Raw genomic sequence first — 17,508 nt, forward strand, 5'->3', positions numbered from 1 at the left:
GTCCAGGAGGCCTCCATGAACCCCGGCAGCCTCTCCGCTCAGATCCTCGACTACGCCAACCGAGCAGATCCGTACCCGCTCTACGCGGAACTACGCAAGACACCGGTGCTGCGAGAGGACGACGGTACCTACCTGGTCAGCAGCTACCACGCGGTGCGGAGCCTGGCCAACGACCCGCGAGTGAGCCAGGATCCCCGCAACCGTCCGCCGGGCTACGCCGGCCCCGGCCACTCGGAGGAGGACTCCGGCCTGCCACCGAGCTTCATCCTCACCGATCCGCCCGAACACGACCGGCTGCGCGCCACCGCCAACCGGCCGTTCGGCCCCCCGCACAGCCCCAGGTTCCTCGACGGCCTGCGCGGCGAACTCGCCACCGCCGTATCCGCCTTGCTCGACGCCTTCGACGGCAAGGAGCACGTCGACATAGTGAAGGACTTCGCCTACCCCTTGCCCGTCACCGCCATCTGCAAAGTGCTCGGTGTGCCACGTGAGGACGAACCACGCTTCCACCGCTGGGCGGACCCAGTGGCCTCCGGCATCGATCCCCAGCACGGCGGCCTCGGCGCGGCCGAGTATCAGCAGGCGCGCAAGGAAATGGGCACCTACCTGGCCGACCTGATCGACACCAAACGCCGCCACCCCGGCCCCGGCATACTCAGCGCCCTCGCCCCCGACACCGGTCCCGGTGGCAGCATGACACCGGCGGACCTGGTGGCTACCGCGATCCTGCTGCTCGTTGCCGGCCACGAAACCACCGTCAACCTGATCACCAACACCACCCTCACCCTGCTGCGCCACCCCGACGCCCTGCAGCGCTTCCAGAACGAACCCGAGCTGACCGTGCCCCTCATCGAGGAAGTGCTGCGCTACGAACCACCAGTGCAGTTCGTCCCCATCAACGTCACCCTGGCCGACATCGACATCGCCGACGTCACCATCCCGAAGGGATCGCCGGTCTGGCTCATGATCGCCGCTGCCAACCGCGATCCCAGCCGCTTCAAGAACCCCGACCGATTCGTGCCCGACCGCGAAGACAACGAGCACCTGGGCTTCTACACAGGCATCCACTACTGCTTCGGCGCCCCACTCGCCCGTATCGAAGCACGCCTCGCCCTGCCGGAACTCTTCCGCCGGGTCAAGAACTTCCGGCTGCTGGAGGACCCTCCGCCCTACCGGGCCAACGCCGTCCTGCGCGGCCCCCGCCACCTGCCCGTCGCCATCGACGGCCTCAGTGCCTAACCCCACGGAAGCGGCCGTCCAGTTCGCCCAGTCCCGGCTGGATGGATCCCCGAGCGCAGTCCGAAGGGCAGGTTGCAGGTCAAGTTGCTGCAGGAAGTCGCTGAGCGGCAGTACCACAAGTGCGAAGCGCGGATCTTCGGGCGCAACGAGGCATCGCCGGCACTGCATCGCCGGCACTGCATCGCCGTCTCGGCTTCGCCGAGGAGGGGCGTTTACACGATCGCGTGTTCTTCGCCGGCCGACATCATCTGATCTTGATGGGCATAGTCGCTGACCAGTTTGTGCAGCTGCACTCGATGAGCAAACTTGCGTGAGTGCTGGGCTTCCGCAGCAGAGTGAGGCTGCTTCAACCCGCTCGACGACAAGAACCTGAACTGCTGGACCCTCAGGGACGCCGGATGTCACGTTCCTGCAGGTCGACAAAGTCCGTCGGCTGTCCGGAACCTTGAGCCTCGCCGACGCCCTGCGTCACGGCATGCCTGCACCCTGACGCTCCGGCTGCACACCGCGAACGGGCTACGTCATCAACTCGATGTGCGGATGCTCTGGGTTTGCCGGGCAGACGAACAGATGCTGCCGGTAGCCGCTGCCTATCTGGACCCCGGTCGCGTTGTAGCCGCGGTGGCCCGGGTACGGTCCCGCACCTGGGTGGGGGTGCGGAGACCAGCTGTTCCCGGCGTCGTCCCCTTCCTCGAACGTGGCGACGGTCATCAGGACCTGCATGCCGGTGCCGCACTCGGAGCAGGGCTGCGGGCTGGGGTCGGTGGAGTTCCAAGCGGGCCAGCCGCCGACCTTCCAGCCGGGTGCGTTGGACAGCACACAGTCGTAGTACGCGTCCGGGTCCATGTCTTCCTCTGCAGCCTGCGGCACACTCCATTGCTTGAGCTGCTCCTGCAGTTCTTCGCTCAGCTCCAGATGGTCGGGGTACTCGGTGATCTGCTCCGGTTCGAGCACGCACGGTTCCGGTAGATAGCCGTCGAACTGCACTGCGGGCGGCTCGGGGGGCGTGTCGAGGATGTCGGTGACGGCGGCTGCGGAACGCCAGAAGAGCAGGGTCCTGGGCATGATCGGGTGATCGAAGGGGCACCACAGAACCTGCAGCAGGTCCTTACCCTCCGGCGGGCTCAGGTCGGGCACATCCCGTACGTACAGCTGCGCGACGGGCAGCATCGCTATGGGACCGTCGTACGACTGGACCGCCAGCCTCACCGGATATGTCTGAGGGGGCCGGATCCGCTCCAGAGTCTCCCGTTCCTCCGGAGTCAGGTCCCGGCCGTGCGAGGCGGCGAAGATCCGTCGTTCCAACCGCAGATCCGCCGGGGATTGAGCTGGGTTGATGCCGTCCACCACATGCGATTCCTCGCAGTGCGGCCACGGTTCCCCAGCGGGCCACAGCAGCGGCCCGCCGATTGAGCTGTCGTGCCACGTCGGGGCCCCAGGGCGGGGGTGCAGGCGGGTCGCCGTGCGGGCCAGCGGGGCCAGTTGGGGAAAGACCGCGACAACGTCGATCGGCCGTGGCGGAGTGACGGGAGTGACATTCATGGCCGCAATCTTGCCAATCGCCACTGACAACGGCCCTCGTGGCCGCCCCGCGAGGAGCTCCGCCACGGAGCCATCTGGGAGAGACCTACCGCCCGTCGCCGGTAGATGGCTCGCAAGCAAGTCGACGATCGCCGCGTGGTCGCCCGTCCACGCGCGCGGTTCGTCGGAGGGGAACCGGCCGAACGTCGACGCCTCGTGCTCCGACGACGAGCGCGGTGAGAACTCCCTGCAGGTCCTCGACGCCACGGCCCGCTCCCTCGTGCAGCGGTCACTCGACAGCGGCGCGCCCGTTCTGATCGGCTCCGCGGCCGCGCTGACCACCGCTCATCCACACCTGGCCCCCCTCGCGCAGGCCGACCCCGCAGGCGTGGGCGGCACTGCCGGTCATGGACTCGCGCGGCGGCGTCAGTTCGTGCCTCGTCATGCCGACGCGCTTCCCTAGTGGGTGCCAGACCAAACTCGTCCAGCCACACTCTGCGCGGTCCGCACCTCGGCGCTCATCAGGCTGTGCAGGTCACCAGACGACGAGCCGGATGACAGCTGGTGCTGTCGGCGAACACCAGGCGCTCACCGCGGCGCAGGACGCGTGGGGCCTGCGGGACGGCAAGGTGCAGGGGGCGCCCGGCTGAGCCCCCTGAAGCCGCAGAACACCAGGTTGAAGCTGTCCGTGCCAAGGGGGAGTTGTTCGGTGACTTGAAAGGCGTAAGGGTCCACCGCACGAAGCTCGGCGTTACGGGTATGAGAGGCGTGTCAGGCGTTCGACGCGTATCGCCAAAACCGCCTGATCACCGGTGCTGGCGCAGGACCCGTCGCTCCCACCTGAGTCAGCAGGATGGTGACTGCTCCCGTGTCTGGGACGATGTGCGCCGCTGTGCCCGTGCCACCGACCCAGCCGTAGCGGCCGGGGACATTCCACGGGTGGGTCCGGGCGATGTCGACCGAGCCGCCGAAGCCCCAGCCCTGCCCCTCCAGGAACAGCCGGCCGATGTGGCGCTGGGCGGGATTCGTGTGGTCGGTGGTCATCATGCGTACGGAGCCGGCCGTCAGCACTCGTCGGCCGTTGGCCGCCACCCCGTCGGCCAGCAGCATCCGGGAGAAGGTCAACCAGTCCTCGGCGGTCGAGGCCAGGCCGCCGTTGCCGAGAGGCAGCGCAGGCAGGCTGCTCCACTCTCCGTCCGGGCCGTCGGCGAGCTCCAGGCTGCCGTCGCCGGTCGGCCTGTAGAAGCTGGTGAATCGGCCCCGCTTGGCGGCCGGCACCTCGAAACCGGTGTCGACCATGCCCAGTGGCTGGAAGATCCTCTCCGCCAGAAATTCCGGCAGCGGCTGCCTGGTGACCCGCGAGATCAGCACACCCTGCAGCACGGAGCAGGTGTCGTACAGCCAGGCGTCGCCAGGCTGGTAGAGGAGCGGGACTCTGCCGAGAGCAGTCATCCACTTGTCGGCCGGCGGGAAGTTGCTCGGCACCCGCCCGTCCTTTTGCACCGTGAACAACTCTTGCACCGCCGGCAGCGTGAAGTCGGAAGGGAATCCATACCCTGCCTGGGAGGCCAGCACGTCGAAGACCGAGATGGGCCGGGCGGCCGGCACCACGTCGTCCACCGGGCTTGCCGGGGTACGTACGACCATCGGTTCTGCCAACTCCGGCAGCCACGTCCTGATGGGGTCGTTCAGCGCGATCCTGCCCTCCTCCACCAGGATCAGCAGTGCGGCGGCGGTGACCGACTTGGTAATCGAAGCCACCCTGAAGATGGAGTCTCTCGCCATGGGAACGCTGCCCCCGACGTCCTGTGAACCGACGGCTGCGATCTCGACCCGATCACCCCGGGCCACGACGCCAACCGCTCCTGGCACCGTTCCGGCACCGACGTGGGCTTCGAGCAAGTCGTGCAGGGTGGTCATGAGGCCGCCTTCCAGAAGACCGTGTCGAGAGACAGACTCCCGCACGCGCCGGGAATCATCGCGCCGCCCGTCGCCCCGCGAACCCATCTCGTCCCGGCCCCCAGCGCCATCGCCGCGCCCGCGGGGCGCGCCCGCATCGACGGCGCCACCTACCCAGCCCCCTCATGCGCGCCGCCGCCACGTTCGGCGCCGTTCCAGGGATCGGGGACGCAGCACCGGCGTACGTGTACCGATAGACGGAAGCGACCGGTATCGGGATCGGCAGCGGGTTGCAGGGCATCGGTTGCCCTCCGCAAAGAGGATCTCCACCGGAGCATGTCGAGCTCGGGTCCGAGGCGGACTGTCCAGGCAACCGGCCCCCGGGTCGCTGGACGCCCGCCACACGACCGGCTGCTCAAGGGGTTCCGCTGCCAGAATGGCAGGACAGCACGCAGTCCTACGCAGCGTGGACCGGGGGACCGGGGGACCGGGGGACCGGGGGACTGGGGGGCGGCGCCTACGCCTCTGGACCGCTTACACCAACGACCACGGGGATCCACGGCGTTGATCGTGGTGTTGGCGGCGTCGAACCGGTCGAAAGGGTGGCCGACAAGCGCCTGACCGTCGACGCCACCGGACGCCACACCCTGGTCGACCGACTCGGTCGGTGCTCCGACATGCCCGTCACCGTGACTTTCGGCCGGTAGGAGAGCGGTCACGATCGGGGCGTTCTAGCTCGGTGCCTGGCGCATGTCCAGGTAGCAGCGCAGCCGTACACCGGGTTGGCCGGAATCCCGGCTGGTGCGTTCCACCGCGGTGGTCGTCCATATCGACGCGAGCGCTTGTTGGAAGGCGAAAGCGGTCTGGTCGTCGGCGGCTGCGACGTCCACGACAACCAGACCGGGCTCCGACACGTGCACGTCGCTGAAGGCATCCACGCCTGCCACGACGGACTCCCTGCGGTCACGGGTTCTGCCTGCGGCGGCTTTTCACCCGCTCGGCGCAGCAGTGTGTGCTGCATGGTGCGCCATGGGCGCGCGCCCATGGCGCCGTTTCCGCGCCGTGTGATGTGGTCGCAGGCGTCTGGGACGTGGGCCTTGCCGACTTGCTGTATTCCGACCCCGCTGCGCATCAGTAAGTCGTTGCCACCACCAACATCACCGTCGAACAGCCCTTCTGCTGCACCGGCGCCACCCTGCCGCTGCTGGTGCGGAAAAGCCGTTGCCCTAGAACATGTTACGACTGATAGACAGGGGTATGGACGACGAGATCATGCCCTCAGTCGAGCGGATGCTCGCGGAACGCGCTTGCGAGCGAATCATTGTGGACTTCATCCACCGTCTCGACCTCGGTGACCCGAGTTCGGTGGCCGAACTGTTCACGCCCGATGGTGTCTGGCACTGGCCATCCGGGGACCGGCGTATCGAGGGGTGCGAGGCCCTGCGCGCCTACTTCGCCTCTCGGCCGGCGGACAGGCTGTCACGCCGTCTGATGACGAACATCCTGGTCACGGTGGATTCCGAGGCGACAGCGCGGGGCGTCTCCTATCTGACGACATACCGGGTCGATGGCTATTCAGGTGGGATGATCGAGCCCAGACTCCCGGCAAACGTCGGCCATTACGAGGACATCTTCCGCAAGATCGACGGCACGTGGTTCCTCGCCAGCCGTACTGTTTTCCTCCCCTTCGGCGGCGTGACGGAACGGCTCCCCGTCGCGGATGCATCACATGCTTGACGACACCCGTTCAAGGCCCGGCGACGGAAGGTCGCTGCTGGTACTGGACGAGGCGCGCGTCGTGTCGGTGCGGGCGCAGCCGGCGGCTGGGAGCGGATCGTCGGCGAAGGGGCCGCGCGGTTGCTGCTGGCGCCCGTGTTCGGGCGGGCCGGGGACTGGGGGCTGGGGGCCGGTCGTCGTGCCGGGTTGGCCGTCGCCGGGCAGTTGGGCGCCTACGAAGCCGTCCTGTGCCGGGGCGTACTTAGCGGGCGCCACTGCCGGCAGCGGCCGTGCTTCTCGGCAGGCCTTTCGGCGCCGGACAGGAGGCCGACGCCGACGGATCTAGACGCCTGGCTTCTTGTCGAGAATCTCGATGTTCGACCACAGGCCGTCGAGCCCGAAGCGGGCCAGGTACTCCTCAAGGATGAGGAACGGCGGATGTGCGTCCGGGGCGCGGCCTACCCAGTGGTGCCCGATACAACCATGATCCTCAAGTTTCTTCTCCCCAACGTACCGACGGTCCGGGCGTCCGATGTCTGCCGGTCGGGGCGGTTGGCGCTTACTGGTCGGTGTGGACGGCGTGGACGCCGGTGCCCGCGTACGCCTTGGGAGTGAGGGTGAGCACATACCGCCCGGTGGGGTGAGGGGCGTTGGGGCGGGCGGAGTGGATGGCTTGGACGGGCCCAGGAGCGCCCGAACCGCAGCAACTCGGTGGCGGTGACCGCGACGTCGGTGTCGAACGCCTCGATCCAGATGAACCGTAGCCCCTTGATGTAGCGAGCCGAGCAGGCTGGGCCGTTCCGTGTCGCCGCCCGTCGGCGACAGCGCCGGCGCGTACAGGTTGCCGAGTCCGCCGGAGGCCTGAACGTGGAACCCTCACGCTCTGTTGGAGCGTCTGGGCGGCGATGCGAGATCAGATGCCCGCGCGTCCGTTGCCGTTTCGTCAGTTGGGGATGTCATCCGGCGTCGACGCCTCTGATGAACAGTGCGCTTCTTCTCCAAGGCTTCCTGCCGGTGCCGGTGCCGGATCGCCGCAATCGCCGGTCAGGGCCACTTCGACACCGCGGCTGAGCCGTGCCGTGTGGTTGAGCGCGAGGCTGCACAGGCATGCCATGACAGTGCCCACGAAGACCTCCAGGGCGACGACCACGATGGCGATGACCAGCGTTCGCGTCAGTGACGGCCCCTCGCCTGGGGCCACGACGTACAAAACCATGGATGCGGTGAACACGGCGCCGAGAACGCACACCCCCAAGCCCCCCAGTACCAGGAAGCTCATCACCGTGATCGACCAGGGATTGGTCTCGAGTATGCGCATTCGGGTGGACCGATGTGACGGAGTCTGGAGCAGCGCCGGATGAGCAACCGGCCCCGGCTTCGGCGACTCGATTCTGTGCTCCGTCAAGGCGGGCGCCGCCGGTTCCGTCACGACGCGGGACGCGATCCTCGGCGTCCGCCTACGAGTCGCGCTGAAGGTTCTGCCGCGCCTAGGTGGGCTCATTTCCACTCCCTGCTTGCTCCCCACCTGCGACGTTATGGGCAGAGGTGCGGCCTCGCACTTCAGAGGATGACCATGAGTGACGGACAATGCGTCTACGGGTCAAGAGGACAGTACGCCCGCCCAACGGCGACGGCGACGGCGCCCGCCCAACGGTGACGGCGCCCGCAACAGTCCCAGCACGGGAGATCGTCGATGACCGCAGCCGTGCCCCCGAGTGCGATTGGCCCGGCGCTGGCGCCGCCTCACCGGCATCGGGACGCAGGGCGCCGGCGCCGTAGCCCAGCATGGCCGGCCGGACGACGGCTCCGGGCATGTGGGCGCGGTCGGTCAGCAGCGGGGCGTCAGCCGTCGTGACAACGAAGATCCTCCACAGGTGTCACCGACTTCCGCGAGCCGGCCTGCGGCGCCCGGCCCCCTGTATCGGGATTGCGGGTGCGCAGCACCGGTTCAGTAGTGAGTGTTTCAGCCCAGTGCCTCGGCGACGACTGAGGCGGCTTGATCCGGCAGTGGCTTCCGCCTGATGCGGTCGGGCGCTCGTTTCCCCGGCGGCGAGCCGACCGGCAGCCCGGCGGGCAGGAAGGCGCGGGGTGCCTGGGCGGGGACGGTGTGGGCGGCGCAGCGGCTCCTGCTGCTGCGCCGCCGCTGCGTCGCTCAGGGGCTCGGGGCCGTGAGGTAGCGCTGGATGGTCGGGCCTAGCCAGGCCACCAGTTCGTCCCGGTGCAGATCCATCACCGCGGGCAGGCGCAGAACATACCGGGTCAGGGCCACGCCCAGCAGCTGAGCGGCGCACAGTGCGGCCCGGGCCGGGGCACGTTCGGGGTCCGGGCACACCTGCCGGGCCACCGGCAGCAGCTGCTCGCCGAAGATGGCCTGCATCCGCTCGGCCCCGGTCTGGTTGGTGACGCCGACCCGCAGCACGGCCGTCAGCTCCCCGTTCTCCTCCCATAGGTCGAGGAAGTGGCCCACCAGCGCCCGCCCGACCTCGTCCGGTGGCACCCGCCGCAGGTCGGGTAGCCGCAGATCCAGCGTGACGGCCGCCGCGAACAGGCCTTCCTTGCTGCCGTAGTACCGCATCACCATCGACGGGTCGATGCTCGCGTCCCTGGCGATCGCCCGGATGGTGGCCCGCTCGTAGCCGTCGGCGGCGAACCGCTCGCGGGCCGCGACGAGGATGGCGCCGCGGGTGGCGTCCGAGCGGCGGGACGGGGCGGCCAAGCTGGCATCCGATCGGCGAGACGAGGGTGCGTTCGTGCTGGCGTTCATGGCGGCGAGGGTATGCCCACACGTGTGGGCCAACAAGTGTTGACTCCCGCTGGGCACCGGCCTACCGTTGCCAACAAGCGTTGACCAACAGTCGTTGGCCAACGATCGTTGGCATCATAGGGAGGCTCCCATGGCCGGCACCACGGCGCCCACCCCCGGGCACGTCATCGTCGTCGGCGCCGGGCCGACCGGCCTGCTCCTCGCCGGCGACCTCGCCGCCGCCGGCATTGCGGTGACCGTCCTGGAAAAGCGCTCCGAGGAGATCAGCAACCTGTCCCGCGCCTTCGTTCTGCACGCCCGCACCCTGGAACTGCTCGACGCCCGCGGCCTCTCCGACGGCCTGGAAGCCGCCGGGCAGTGCCTGGAGCGCCTGCGCATGTTCGGCCGGCTCAGCATCGATCTCGGCGCTCTGCACTCGCGCTTCAACCACCTCCTCGTCCTGCCCCAGTACGAGCTGGAGAAGGTCCTGCGGCAGCGGGCCGAGCGGGCGGGCGTGGAGTTTCTGTACGCGACCGAGCTGACCGGGCTCGCTCAGGACGCGGACGGGGTCACGGCCCAGGCGCGCGGGCCCGCGGGAGTCACGCACAGCCTGCGCGCCGCGTACGTCGTCGGCGCCGACGGCATGCGCAGCTCCGTCAGGGAGGCGATCGGGCTGCCTTTCCCGGGCCGGTCGGTGCTCCGCTCCGTCGTCCTGGCCGACGTCCGACTCGCCGAGAAGCCGCCGAGTCTGCTCACGGTCAGCGCCGTTGGCGACGCCTTCGCCTTCATCGCGCCGTTCGGCGACGGCTACTACCGGGTGATCGGCTGGAACCGCGCCCGCGACGCCGCCGACGACGAGCCGCTCGAACTGGCCGAGGTCCAGGAGATCGCCCGGCTCGCGCTGGGCCGGGACTTCGGGATGTACGACGCCCGCTGGATGTCCCGCTTCCACAGCGACGAACGGCAGGCACCGGCCTACCGGGTCGGGCGCGTCTTCCTGGCCGGTGACGCCGCCCACGTGCACACCCCGGCCGGTGGGCAGGGCATGAACACCGGCCTCCAGGACGCGGCGAACCTCAGCTGGAAGCTGGCCGCGGTCCTCACCGCCTACACCGACCCCGGCCTGCTCGACACGTACCAGGCCGAGCGGCACCCCGTGGGCAGGGCCGTGCTGCGCAGCAGCGGCGGGATCGTCCGCCTCGCCATGGCCAAGCGCCCCTGGACCCTGGCGGCCCGCGCCGCGTTTACCGCGTTCCTGAACGCAGTGGGCCCCGCCCGCCGCGCACTCGCGGCGCAGGTCACGGGCATCGGCTACCGCTATCCCGCACCCCGCGGTGCCCACCGCCTCACCGGCGCCCGCGTCCCGGACGTCGCCCTCGCCGGCGGCACCCGCCTGTACGAGGCCCTGCGCGGTGGCCGGTTCGTGCTGATCACCGCCGAGCCGTACACGGCCGGCGCCGGCCGCGCGGACCGGCTGACCGTGGCTCGCTGGGCGAGCGAGCGCCGTACGACCGTGCTGGTCCGCCCCGACGGACACGCGGCCTGGGCGTCCGACCGCGCCACGGCCCGCGAGATCGAGGCGGCGGTCGCCGAACGGCTCGGCGGCTGAGGCCTCGCCTGCAACCGGACGCCAACTGGATCAGTCCGCACCGGTCCGGATCAAGCCGGGACAGGTGGGACCAGGCGAGGTGCCAAGGCCAGCGAACCCGCCGGTCCGGCGGATCCCCCGCACCGCCACGGGCCGGATTGCCCCAGGCCGTTTTGCGCGCAGCGGCTGGCCGGCTCGGCACCCCTGATCTGCAGGTCCTCAACGGGACTGCGCGGCAGGTGCACGGGGCGGAGATCGCCGTGATCGTCACCAACGGACGCGCGGAGGCTCACGTCATCGGCTCCATACGGACCGCTCAAGGCAGCAAATGCCACCCCATCTACGCCCGCCCTCGCTGCCGCAGGCCGCCTGCGCGCCTCACACGTCGCCGGGCGGGACGATTTCTCCAACAACCCGGCTGCGTCTCCCGTCCCACGGACATAGCTGCCGACCGGGCGCTGCAACCACACCAGACACCGGCTGGCGCCCGGCGGATGCGGCCTTTCGGGGAAAGCGCGGCCAGCGGAACCGGCAGGCGGGGCCACCGCAAGCAGGTGCCGTCAGCGTCGTCGCCGGGGCGGGAGCAGCGGTGCGGCCCGGCGGACCTGTGAGGCGGACCGGTGCGGGGGAACGCCGCATCAGAGGCTGCGACGGATGCCTGATGCCGACCGTGGAAAAGGAAGCGGCGTTGAAGCGCCACCGGCACCCTGTTGGGCTGCTCTCACCCGGCGGTGTCCCCGTGCCGCTGCCCATCGTCCGCACGGCCTGCCCCTGACGAGCCCGCCGTGCCGCCCCCCCCCCCGCAGCATCTCGACTCGAGAGGAAGACAGGCGATGGCCCACGCGCAGGTCGCGTACGTCCCCCGCATCACCGACGCGCTGGCCAAGCGAGGCGGTCAGCTGTATGTCCAGCGCGATCCGCCTCGGCCTGGCGGCGGCACGGCCCTGGACGGCCCCATCGACGGCCACTTCACCGTCCCGCTCGTGGCCGCCGCCGGCTGCGCATGCTCTTCTCGACGCGCACCGCGCCCGCACCCACCCCGGTATGAGACGAGCCGCGCGATGGGAAGGACGGCTACGACTGGTTAGGCTCCCAGCCATGAGTGGACCGGTGTTGGTGATCGAGTTGGCGGAGGCCGTCCCCCGCGTTGCGCTTCAGCAGCTTCGTGACCTTCTGGTGCGCTCCTCGGCACGGTTCGAGGAGAAGCGGGTCGGCGAGTACGACCTGACCATTCATGCGGAAAGCCTCGGCATCTCGGACACCGGGGGCGTGGACGGACGGCGGCCCGTCCTGGTCTCCGCGATGGGGCCCGGCATCGGCGACGAGACCGTCTTCGAGGCCGAGCACGCCGACGAAGTCGATCCGAAGCCTCTCATCGGCTTCACGCCGACCCACGCCGTCCAGGTCATCGCCTTCTGCAACCGTCCGGTCGACCACGTCGTCACGGCCCTGCTGACCGCCGCCGTCATGGACGTCATCGGCGGCGTTGCCAACGCCGAACTGAGGGAGCACCAGGTACCCATCGTGGCCAGTCTCCCCGGCGTCATCGCAGTGGGAAGCAATCCATGGCCTACCGCGTACGGTTCGGCGGAGTTCCTCAGAGCGTGGGCTCGGCAGCCCGGCTTCCGGCTGCTGAAGTAGCCGGAACCACCCGGCAGCGGCACGAGGCGAGGGCGGCCAGGCGGTCCGTCGGACAGATCGGGACCGCGGCGTGGGAAAGGTTTCGTTCCGCAGCCCAGACCGCCGGACCAACTCCTCTGCCACCCTGAGGAATGAACGCATTGGGTCCAGCTTTGTCCCTTCTGGTGGAGGGCCGCCCCTGCTGAGATCACCCATGCCCAGCCAACGCTTCCCGTCTTCTCTGAGGAGCCCTGGACGTGAGCAGGCGCCCGTTCTCGCCCCGCTCTCTGTCCGTCATCCGCCCGCTGGAGTCCGCCCGGCCGTACGTGGCCACCCGACCGGGGGAGGAGCTCGCCGCGGTGTCGCGGCTCCCCGTCCCAGTACCCGCCCCGGCCCCGCCTGTCCATCCCCTCCGGGCGGGCGCTGCAGTATCTGGGTCCGCACCAACCTTCCGCCAGGTCTCAGTTTCTGCAGATGAGTTATCGGTAGACGCTGTCTACGCGTCTCTGGTAGACACTGTCTGTGGATGTTGAAGGATCCCTGCAGGAACGGCTGGTCGATGCAGGCGTAGAACTGGTGCTGTCTGAGGGCACCGCTTCGGTTGGTCTTCGGGAGATCGCCCGCCGGGCAGGTGTGTCGCACGGTGCGCCGCGGCGCTACTTCCCGACACACCGGGCGCTGCTGTCGGCCATCGCGCGCAGAGGCTTCGAAGAGCTGGGCGCGCGGTCCGCGGCGGCCACGGCCGGCATGGCCGTGCCGCGTGATGAGTTGGCGGCGCTGGCACGGGTGTACGTCACCTACGCACTGGAACGGCGCGGCATGTTCGAGTTGATGTTCCGTCACGACCTGCTCGACGGCAGCGAGCGGAGCGGAGCTCCGGACGGCCCTCGGCTGCGAGAGGCGACGCTCCCGATGTTCCAGCGCGTCACCGAGCTCGTCGCTCGGTGCCGGGCACAGGAGCTGGAGCCTTCGGCGGCTGTCACCGCGGCCGCCCTGTGGGCGAACCTGCACGGCATCGCGCAACTGTGGTCCTGGGGCAGCCTGCAACTCGCCCTCGGCGGCGAGGGTTTTGACAGTCGCGACCGGCTGATCGAAGCAGTGCTGGACGCCCATCTCGGACCGATGGCCTCATGACCGGGCGGCTGCGACGCCCGGTCCCGCTTCTCGTCAGCGTGGCCGGGGCGGTCGCGCTGACGCGCGATGGACACGGATCATAGGGGAACGAATTGATGTATGAGCACGTGAAGCGGCTGGCCGGGCCGGTGCTGCGTGCCGCGGCGCGACTCGAAGCCGTGGGCCTGGAAAATGTGCCGCAGTCGAACGGCGTCATCCTCGCGTCCAACCACCTGTCCATCGTGGACTCCACCTTCCTGCCGCTGGTGCTGGACCGGCAGGTGACCTTCATGGCGAAGGCGGAGTACTTCGAGGGAGGTTCCTGGCCGACGCGGCTCGTCTCGTCCTTCATGCGGGGCAGTGGGCAGGTTCCAGTCGACCGGGCGAACCAACGCGCGGCAGTAGCCTCGCTTGACGCGTGTCTTCGGGTGGTGAAGGACGGCGGCGTCTTCTGCATCTACCCTGAGGGCACACGATCCCCGGACGGCAGGCTATACCGGGCCAAAACAGGCGTGGCTTGGCTGGCTCTCATGTCCGGCGCGCCCGTGGTGCCGGTGGCCATGAGCGGCACCGACCGCGTCCTGCCGCCCGGGCGCATGCTTCCGCGTCCGGCCAAGGTCAAGGTCACCTTCGGCAAGCCCGTCGACCTCTCCATGTACGAGGGCCCCGCCGCTGACGCCGGCACCCGAAGGGCTGTCTCCGACCTGATCACGCAGGCCATAGCAGAGGTCTCCGGCCAGGAGTACGTGCCCCTCTACGCGGCGAGGGCGAAGGGATGAGGCTGACTGTGCGACACCCCATCAGTCCCCCTGGTCTTGCTTGCTGCACCCTTGTCCCCGTGAGCCACGGTGTTCTGTCTCCCTCACACTCCTTGTGGCTGGTTGTTGCTGCCGGTTGCTAGTCACTGTGACAGAGCGGCAGTTGCTCTTCCGCACCGTCACCACCCTCACGGTGAGAGTGGTGACCGGCGCGCTGCCTGGCCACACGGGCACCGGTACATTTCGCGACTCGCGCACTTCAGCCCAGCCGGATTCCCGCCTTCACGGAAGACAGTCAGTGTCTTCGCACTCCCAGGGCCTGCGGCAAGCTGACCTACGCGACGGTGATCCGCGCAAGGGTGTCCTGGAGTTGGCGGACGGCCTCCTCCGCCTCCGTGTATTCCTCGGGGCCCGCGAGGACGGTGCCAAAGGTGCCACCACCTTCAGCTGGCAGGGCACGCCAGCGCAAAACCGGTTCGAGCGCGTTGAGGGCACCGGAGAGGAACCAGGCCATGCGGCCGTGAGTGCGAGCTAGGGAGATCGCCAGGACGGCGAGCGCTTCCCGTAGATGTTCTAGCCGGCCTATCTGCGGCAATGCCTCCTGGCTGTTTGCCGGTCCGACAACGTTGCGCAGGCGAGCCTCGGTTGCGGAAGCGAGAGCGCGGTCGCTCGCAGCCAGTTTCCACAGTTGGTCCTGGAGTTGCTGCATGGCCTCTTCTGCCAGCACCGCGACGACCCTCCGCATGTCCATGCGGCTTACTCTAGTGACCGGGTCCACGCCGCCCGAGACGGCTTTGTAGCAAGGTGCGCTGTGAGTTGACGTGACGCGAAAACAAGCCCTGGCCGCGTGCCGTCACCTGATCACATCGCCGGCTTCGCCTCGGTGCGGGCGACGTCCATGGCCTTGGCGAACTCTCGGTCCCGGGTCCACCGTTGATAGATCGCGACGTCGAAAGACGCAGACAGCGGCCGCGAGATGGCCATCCCCGGAGTGTGCACTTCCTCGAGGAATTGGGCGACGCGCTCCGGGGTCAGCCGCATAGGCTTGAGGGAGCCGTACACGGCTGAGGAGACGCTGACGGCGTCGCAGGCGGCCGTGACGCTGGCTCGTCGCCGCGCATCCTGCGTCTGCGGTGCCCAGGATCGGCTCGGCGCGGGACGGGGGCAGGCTGGCCGAGGGCCAGGAGGCGGAGGTGGTCGGCGCGCATGCGGCCGGCGCGTCGGAGCACGGCGGCAGCGCCAAGGGCCCGCGCCTGGGCACCCGAGGGGGGGGACGGCGCGGGCCCTGTGCCGACGGGTGGTGTCACTCGGTCTGTATAGGCACGTCGAGGTACGTACGGCTCACCAAGCCCCCGCCCTGGGCATCCGTCACATCCTCGCCGGATCCCTGCCTGCCGGCCTGAACGGGCGGCGGAGACCGCCGCCCGTGCAGCTTTGTGGCTGGCCGAACTCTCCGACGAGGGAATGGACTTCACCTTCCGGCGGGAGACCTGGACGGGCCGCAGGGGCAGCCGATCCGGGCGCGGGAGCCCCTCGTCGGGCGGCTCAGTGGTGCTGTCCCATGCGGTCGACCACCTGGATGTCCTCCAGCGTCGTGGTCTTGTAGTAGTAGTTGACCTGCTTCCACTCGCCGTGCACCTTCTTCGCGGAACTGCCCTTGGTGCGCAGGCCCAGGTAGTCGTAGGTCTTGCGGTCGAAGAGGAAGGTGAAGGAGGCCTTAGGGTGCGAGACGCCGACGGCGCGACGGCCGGTCACGGTCGCGTCGTGGTAGTCGAGCTTGATCCGCGGAAGCTTCGACAGCGCCTCGAAGGCGGCGGCCTGCAGCGCCGGAGGCAGCACCCGGGGTTCCGTCAGCAGCATGCACCCCTCGAAGAAGGCTTGCACGTCGTTCAGCGGCGAGCTCTTCATGCCGTGCCTGAACTGGTCCAGGAGCCTGTCGGGATCCGTCGGCATCTGCTGGAGCTTGGAGTAGACGGTCGGCGGCCAGCGCACTTCGTGCTTGCCGAGCGGCGGGTCATGGTGGATCTTCCCGTTCTCCTGGCGCAGAGACGGCTTCGAGCCGTCTACCGACGTCCAGCTCTCGTCGGTCCACGTCCGAGTCCTGCCGCCCTTGAGGTACGTCTGGACGACGTACGTCCGGGTGTAGAAGTACTGGTCGTCGCGCGGGACGGGCAGGTCGCGGTTCGCGGTGCGGGACCGGTCGGCGGCCCGCCGCAGCACCTCGGCGGCGCTGACCGTGTCCAGCCGGGTCGTGCGGTCGTGTCCGTCGCCGTCGCGCGTGACGACGACGGCGACGCCCGCGCCCGCCGCGACGGCGCCGGCGAGCGCGGTGCGCAGCATCAGGCGCCGGTTCAGCCCGCCCGTGCGGGCGGTGCGGCCGCGGGACTCCTCGGCAACGGCGGTCTCCAGGCGGGCCCGGGCCGCCGCACGGGCCTGGTCGGAGAGACCCTCGGCGCCGGTGTCCCAGTCCCGCACCTGCGTCAGCTCATCCACGATCGGTCTCCTTCTGAGGTGGGGTCGAGGTGGGGTGGCCGGCTGCGGCCAGTGCCTTGCGCAGCCTGGCGCGTGCCCGGTGCAGACGGGAGCGCACGGTGCCGACCGGCACGCCCAAGGCCTGAGCGGCCTCCTCGTAGTTCAGCTCGCCCCAGGCGATCACCAGCAGCACGTCCCGGTACCGGGCGGGCAGCCCGGCGAGGGCGCCGGCCAGCGCGCTGTGCGAGTTGCCGCTGAGCCGTTCGGCGACCCCGTCCTCGGAACCGTCGTGTTCCGTGCCGGGCGCCAGGGAGGCCACCCGTGACAGCGCCCGCAACCGACGTGCCTCGTGGCGGCGGTGACGTCCGATCAGCTTCGTGGCGATCCCGTACAGCCAGGGGCGGGCGTGCGGGATGGCCGGGTCGTAGCGCCGCCGCCGCTGGAAGGCGATCACGAAGGTCTCCGCCATCAGGTCGTCTGCGGTGTCGGAGCCGAGGCGCCGGGCGATGTAGCGGTGGATGTCGTCGGCGTAGCGATCGAAGATCACGGCGAACGCGTCGGGCGTCTCCCAGGACCGTTCGATGACCGAGCCGTCGCACCCGCCGCTCGCGGCCGTCGCCGGGACGGTCGCGGCGCCGTTGTCTCGCATCGGGGTCACGTTCCACCTCTGTGGTTCATGCACGTCCTCGGGTCGGGTCGGGTCGGGTCGTGGTCACCCGTTGTTCGCCGATGCCGGGTAGGGAGTTCCAGTCCCGCAAGTGATCTGCGTCACAGCGCCGTTGATGCGCATTCGATGGCCGGAAGCCGTGACCGCGGCGGCCGGCCGGGCGGTCCTCGGA

Annotated in this window: 16 protein-coding genes; 6 read left to right on the forward strand and 10 right to left on the reverse strand. The window is 69.5% G+C overall.

Annotated elements, in window-relative coordinates; genetic code table 11:
• Positions 1-15: 15 nt before the first annotated feature.
• The gene (locus ACFYU0_RS07685; RefSeq protein ID WP_389298544.1) at positions 16-1,239 is read left to right on the forward strand and encodes a cytochrome P450; all 1,224 of its coding nucleotides are present in this window, start codon (positions 16-18) and stop codon (positions 1,237-1,239) included.
• A 516-nt stretch (positions 1,240-1,755) separates the two neighbouring features.
• Here ACFYU0_RS07685 and ACFYU0_RS07690 read toward each other — a convergent pair.
• The 4 genes from ACFYU0_RS07690 to ACFYU0_RS07705 form a co-directional block, all read right to left on the reverse strand.
• Positions 1,756-2,781, reverse strand: a complete 1,026-nt coding sequence (locus ACFYU0_RS07690; protein WP_389298546.1) for a hypothetical protein — start codon at positions 2,779-2,781, stop codon at positions 1,756-1,758.
• A gap of 268 nt (positions 2,782-3,049) precedes the next feature.
• Positions 3,050-3,205 (reverse strand): hypothetical protein, encoded by a 156-nt coding sequence (locus ACFYU0_RS07695; RefSeq protein ID WP_389298548.1) that lies wholly within the window; start codon positions 3,203-3,205, stop codon positions 3,050-3,052.
• A 326-nt stretch (positions 3,206-3,531) separates the two neighbouring features.
• Entirely contained in the window at positions 3,532-4,680 is a 1,149-nt protein-coding gene (locus tag ACFYU0_RS07700) for a serine hydrolase domain-containing protein (RefSeq protein ID WP_389298550.1), read from the reverse strand.
• A 710-nt stretch (positions 4,681-5,390) separates the two neighbouring features.
• Positions 5,391-5,606 (reverse strand): DUF6207 family protein, encoded by a 216-nt coding sequence (locus ACFYU0_RS07705; RefSeq protein WP_351667075.1) that lies wholly within the window; start codon positions 5,604-5,606, stop codon positions 5,391-5,393.
• A gap of 310 nt (positions 5,607-5,916) precedes the next feature.
• Here ACFYU0_RS07705 and ACFYU0_RS07710 point away from each other — a divergent pair, with 310 nt between their 5' ends.
• Complete coding sequence (locus ACFYU0_RS07710; protein ID WP_351667073.1) at positions 5,917-6,396, forward strand: nuclear transport factor 2 family protein; 480 nt, start codon at positions 5,917-5,919, stop codon at positions 6,394-6,396.
• Between the two features lie 922 nt (positions 6,397-7,318).
• On the opposite strand, the gene ACFYU0_RS07715 is transcribed toward ACFYU0_RS07710, so the two are convergent.
• Positions 7,319-7,693, reverse strand: a complete 375-nt coding sequence (locus ACFYU0_RS07715) for a hypothetical protein (RefSeq protein ID WP_389298552.1) — start codon at positions 7,691-7,693, stop codon at positions 7,319-7,321.
• A gap of 834 nt (positions 7,694-8,527) precedes the next feature.
• Positions 8,528-9,139, reverse strand: coding sequence for a TetR family transcriptional regulator (locus tag ACFYU0_RS07720; RefSeq protein WP_389298554.1), 612 nt, complete (start codon positions 9,137-9,139; stop codon positions 8,528-8,530).
• Between the two features lie 130 nt (positions 9,140-9,269).
• Here ACFYU0_RS07720 and ACFYU0_RS07725 point away from each other — a divergent pair, with 130 nt between their 5' ends.
• The 4 genes from ACFYU0_RS07725 (at position 9,270) to ACFYU0_RS07740 (ending at position 14,218) form a co-directional block, all read left to right on the forward strand.
• Positions 9,270-10,727 carry an FAD-dependent monooxygenase gene (locus ACFYU0_RS07725; protein WP_389298556.1) on the forward strand — a complete coding sequence of 486 codons (1,458 nt, stop codon included), beginning with the start codon at positions 9,270-9,272 and terminating at the stop codon, positions 10,725-10,727.
• 1,077 nt (positions 10,728-11,804) lie between these two features.
• Positions 11,805-12,347: a DUF6368 family protein gene (locus ACFYU0_RS07730; protein WP_389298558.1), complete on the forward strand. Its 543-nt coding sequence runs from the start codon at positions 11,805-11,807 to the stop codon at positions 12,345-12,347.
• Between the two features lie 501 nt (positions 12,348-12,848).
• Complete coding sequence (locus ACFYU0_RS07735; RefSeq protein ID WP_389298560.1) at positions 12,849-13,460, forward strand: TetR/AcrR family transcriptional regulator; 612 nt, start codon at positions 12,849-12,851, stop codon at positions 13,458-13,460.
• 107 nt (positions 13,461-13,567) lie between these two features.
• Entirely contained in the window at positions 13,568-14,218 is a 651-nt protein-coding gene (locus tag ACFYU0_RS07740) for a lysophospholipid acyltransferase family protein (protein WP_389298561.1), read from the forward strand.
• A gap of 313 nt (positions 14,219-14,531) precedes the next feature.
• Here the strand turns inward: ACFYU0_RS07740 and ACFYU0_RS07745 are convergent, their stop codons facing one another.
• The 4 genes from ACFYU0_RS07745 to ACFYU0_RS07760 all read right to left on the reverse strand — a co-directional run bounded on the left by ACFYU0_RS07745 (position 14,532) and on the right by ACFYU0_RS07760 (position 17,318).
• Positions 14,532-14,948: a hypothetical protein gene (locus tag ACFYU0_RS07745; RefSeq protein WP_389298563.1), complete on the reverse strand. Its 417-nt coding sequence runs from the start codon at positions 14,946-14,948 to the stop codon at positions 14,532-14,534.
• Between the two features lie 110 nt (positions 14,949-15,058).
• Positions 15,059-15,238: a hypothetical protein gene (locus tag ACFYU0_RS07750; RefSeq protein ID WP_389298564.1), complete on the reverse strand. Its 180-nt coding sequence runs from the start codon at positions 15,236-15,238 to the stop codon at positions 15,059-15,061.
• A gap of 504 nt (positions 15,239-15,742) precedes the next feature.
• Entirely contained in the window at positions 15,743-16,690 is a 948-nt protein-coding gene (locus ACFYU0_RS07755; protein ID WP_351667053.1) for a CU044_5270 family protein, read from the reverse strand.
• Complete coding sequence (locus ACFYU0_RS07760) at positions 16,683-17,318, reverse strand: RNA polymerase sigma factor (protein WP_389298565.1); 636 nt, start codon at positions 17,316-17,318, stop codon at positions 16,683-16,685. Before ACFYU0_RS07760 ends, ACFYU0_RS07755 begins: the two co-directional genes overlap by 8 nt.
• Positions 17,319-17,508 lie beyond the last annotated feature (190 nt).

The organism is Streptomyces sp. NPDC003720, from assembly GCF_042875075.1.
GTDB lineage: Bacteria > Actinomycetota > Actinomycetes > Streptomycetales > Streptomycetaceae > Streptomyces.